Raw genomic sequence first — 2020 nt, 5'->3', positions numbered from 1 at the left:
TTTATTGATATTCTCTTTCTTTTTGCTCAGCACGTCAATTTGAGGCACCACCAAATATTCGCACAAAATTGAGTTTTGAATCGTACAGGTCGTAACTTTGTTCAAAGTCCAAATTGTTCGACTCATCGGATACCTCGAACGTAACCGCAAGTCTATGCCGTGCTACGCCATGCGTGCCAAACTCAAGTTGCCAAATTCCAGTAATCCGGTGGAGCGAAGCAATAATCTGGTGACTGCCAAGCGCCAAAAGCACCAAGGGATGAGTTGGTCTGAAGATGGCTCCTATGCGCTGACCTCACTCAATGCGCTCACAGTCAACAATGTAGTTCCACAATGGCTGCAAAACCGCAGTTTTGACCTCACTTGGGCAGTAAAAGCGGCTTAGTCAATCGTACAGGTCGAAAGTTTTAGGCTTGTGAAACTCGGCTATCTCTGCCCGTGCAAGGGCTTGAAGATGTTCGTTCGAATAGTCGGGATTGATTTCAAGAATGACGCTCATAGTAGAACCTCGGTTAAGTTGATAACCGTTGAACTATGTCGCCGCGTGTTGATTCATGCAAACCCTAGTGGGGGTCTTGGCTTTTCAACCCGGTTTCGAGGCGGGTCTAGCTGGCGCAAAAACTGTTATGTGGCTTTCGCTGTTATGCGCGTGTTAACCCGTTCAGTGATGAAAGTTCGGGGGTTCTCTTTCTTCCACTCAAGGAATGTTTTGATTGATACATTCCGGCGAACAAACCGCTCAAGATGCAGGGCATTCATTGCCCGAATTTCATCTTTCATCGTAGCGGTAGATGTTGGTGTCCAGTCGAGCATCCACTCTTGGAATTCACCTATCCGTGTGGCCACCAGTAAAGCGTTTGGTATTACAACCAGTGGGCAGTTTTTCATGTGGCCATCGCTGGCGCAGGTTGCACACGCATCGGTGCGGCTTTGAATCGTTGTTCGGCTTGCCACACGTCATAGGCGCTCTGTTGGGCCAGCCACACGCGGGCATCCCCACCACGGGAAGCACCTAGCCATGCCTCAAGGCGCAGGGCCATATCAGGCGAAATAGCAGCCCGGCCATTCAGAACACGCGATAACGCGACACGCGACACGCCCAACTGTTCGGCGGACTGGGTGACACCCAGCCCCAGCGCGGGTAGCACGTCATCACGCAGGGTCAGGCCAGGATGCGGCGGGTTAAACATGCGGGTCATGGTGTAGCTCCTAGTGGTAATCCATGTAATCAACCAGTACGGCATCCGTACCGTCAAAGGTGAAAGTCATTCGCCAATTGCCGTTTACCGATACGGCCCAATGCCCCTTCAAATCGTCTGACAACGGGTGCAAGCCCCAGCCCGGCACGTTCATATCTGGCGCACTTGCGGCCACGTCCAGGCGGGCCAGCAGTCGGGCTAGCTTGGGCGCATGGTCTGGCCGGATGCCTGCTTTTGTGCCACGTTCAAAGAATGCCTGTAGCCCTTTATGGCCGAATGACTTAATCATGATTGATTATATCTTGTAGCGTTACGCTTTGCAATCAACCTGCCACCACGCGCAGCTTGCCCGGCTCCACGGCGGTCACTCGCTGATAGTCAGCGCACCGATAACAATTGGCTTCTTTGCTTGCGGTGAACTAGGCCAGCCGTCCACAGCATCAGGCAGAAAACCATCAAAGTCTTCCATATCGCCCAATCGCTCAAGTTCACAGGCCAATCGAATCACCATAGCCCAAACATCAGGGCGGCGTAGCAATTGCTCGGTAACCCAGGTTAAATCACCGTACTCACCACGCCAAGGCAGCAGCAGAGCTAAACCGGCGGCTTTCTGTGAGTCTTCGTTTGCGTATGATTCCGGCCCATAGTTCGGCTCTATCATTATTCCGTTTTCTTCTACCGCGAATATGCCATCAGCTATCGGGCCAGCCAAGATACCGCAAATTTGGGCGCGAATCTCATTACGAATTATTGGACTTTGAACAAAGTTAGGTGATTTTTAAGAATGAATTTACCACCTATTTTGGGGTAATCAGTATGTC

At 51.3% G+C, this 2020-nt stretch carries 4 protein-coding genes; 1 reads left to right on the top strand and 3 read right to left on the bottom strand.

What is annotated here, in order from left to right; translation table 11 throughout:
• Positions 1 to 169 precede the first annotated feature (169 nt).
• Positions 170 to 385 (top strand): hypothetical protein, encoded by a 216-nt coding sequence (locus ACOYNV_RS27995; RefSeq protein ID WP_422903101.1) that lies wholly within the window; start codon positions 170 to 172, stop codon positions 383 to 385.
• A gap of 499 nt (positions 386 to 884) precedes the next feature.
• On the opposite strand, the gene ACOYNV_RS27990 is transcribed toward ACOYNV_RS27995, so the two are convergent.
• The 3 genes from ACOYNV_RS27990 to ACOYNV_RS27980 form a co-directional block, all read right to left on the bottom strand.
• A complete protein-coding gene (locus tag ACOYNV_RS27990; RefSeq protein WP_422903100.1) occupies positions 885 to 1199 on the bottom strand; it encodes a HigA family addiction module antitoxin in 315 nt (104 codons plus the stop codon).
• A gap of 10 nt (positions 1200 to 1209) precedes the next feature.
• The gene (locus tag ACOYNV_RS27985) at positions 1210 to 1488 is read right to left on the bottom strand and encodes a type II toxin-antitoxin system RelE/ParE family toxin (RefSeq protein WP_422903099.1); all 279 of its coding nucleotides are present in this window, start codon (positions 1486 to 1488) and stop codon (positions 1210 to 1212) included.
• A 75-nt stretch (positions 1489 to 1563) separates the two neighbouring features.
• On the bottom strand, positions 1564 to 1860 hold the full coding sequence (locus tag ACOYNV_RS27980; RefSeq protein ID WP_422903098.1) for a hypothetical protein: 297 nt from the start codon (positions 1858 to 1860) through the stop codon (positions 1564 to 1566).
• Positions 1861 to 2020: the final 160 nt, after the last annotated feature.

Origin of the sequence: Propionivibrio sp. (assembly GCF_049316945.1) — a bacterium.
In the GTDB taxonomy this organism is placed as follows: domain Bacteria; phylum Pseudomonadota; class Gammaproteobacteria; order Burkholderiales; family Rhodocyclaceae; genus Propionivibrio.
Note: the sequence above shows the minus strand (reverse complement) of the source record. Positions and strands in the feature narration are given on the sequence as shown.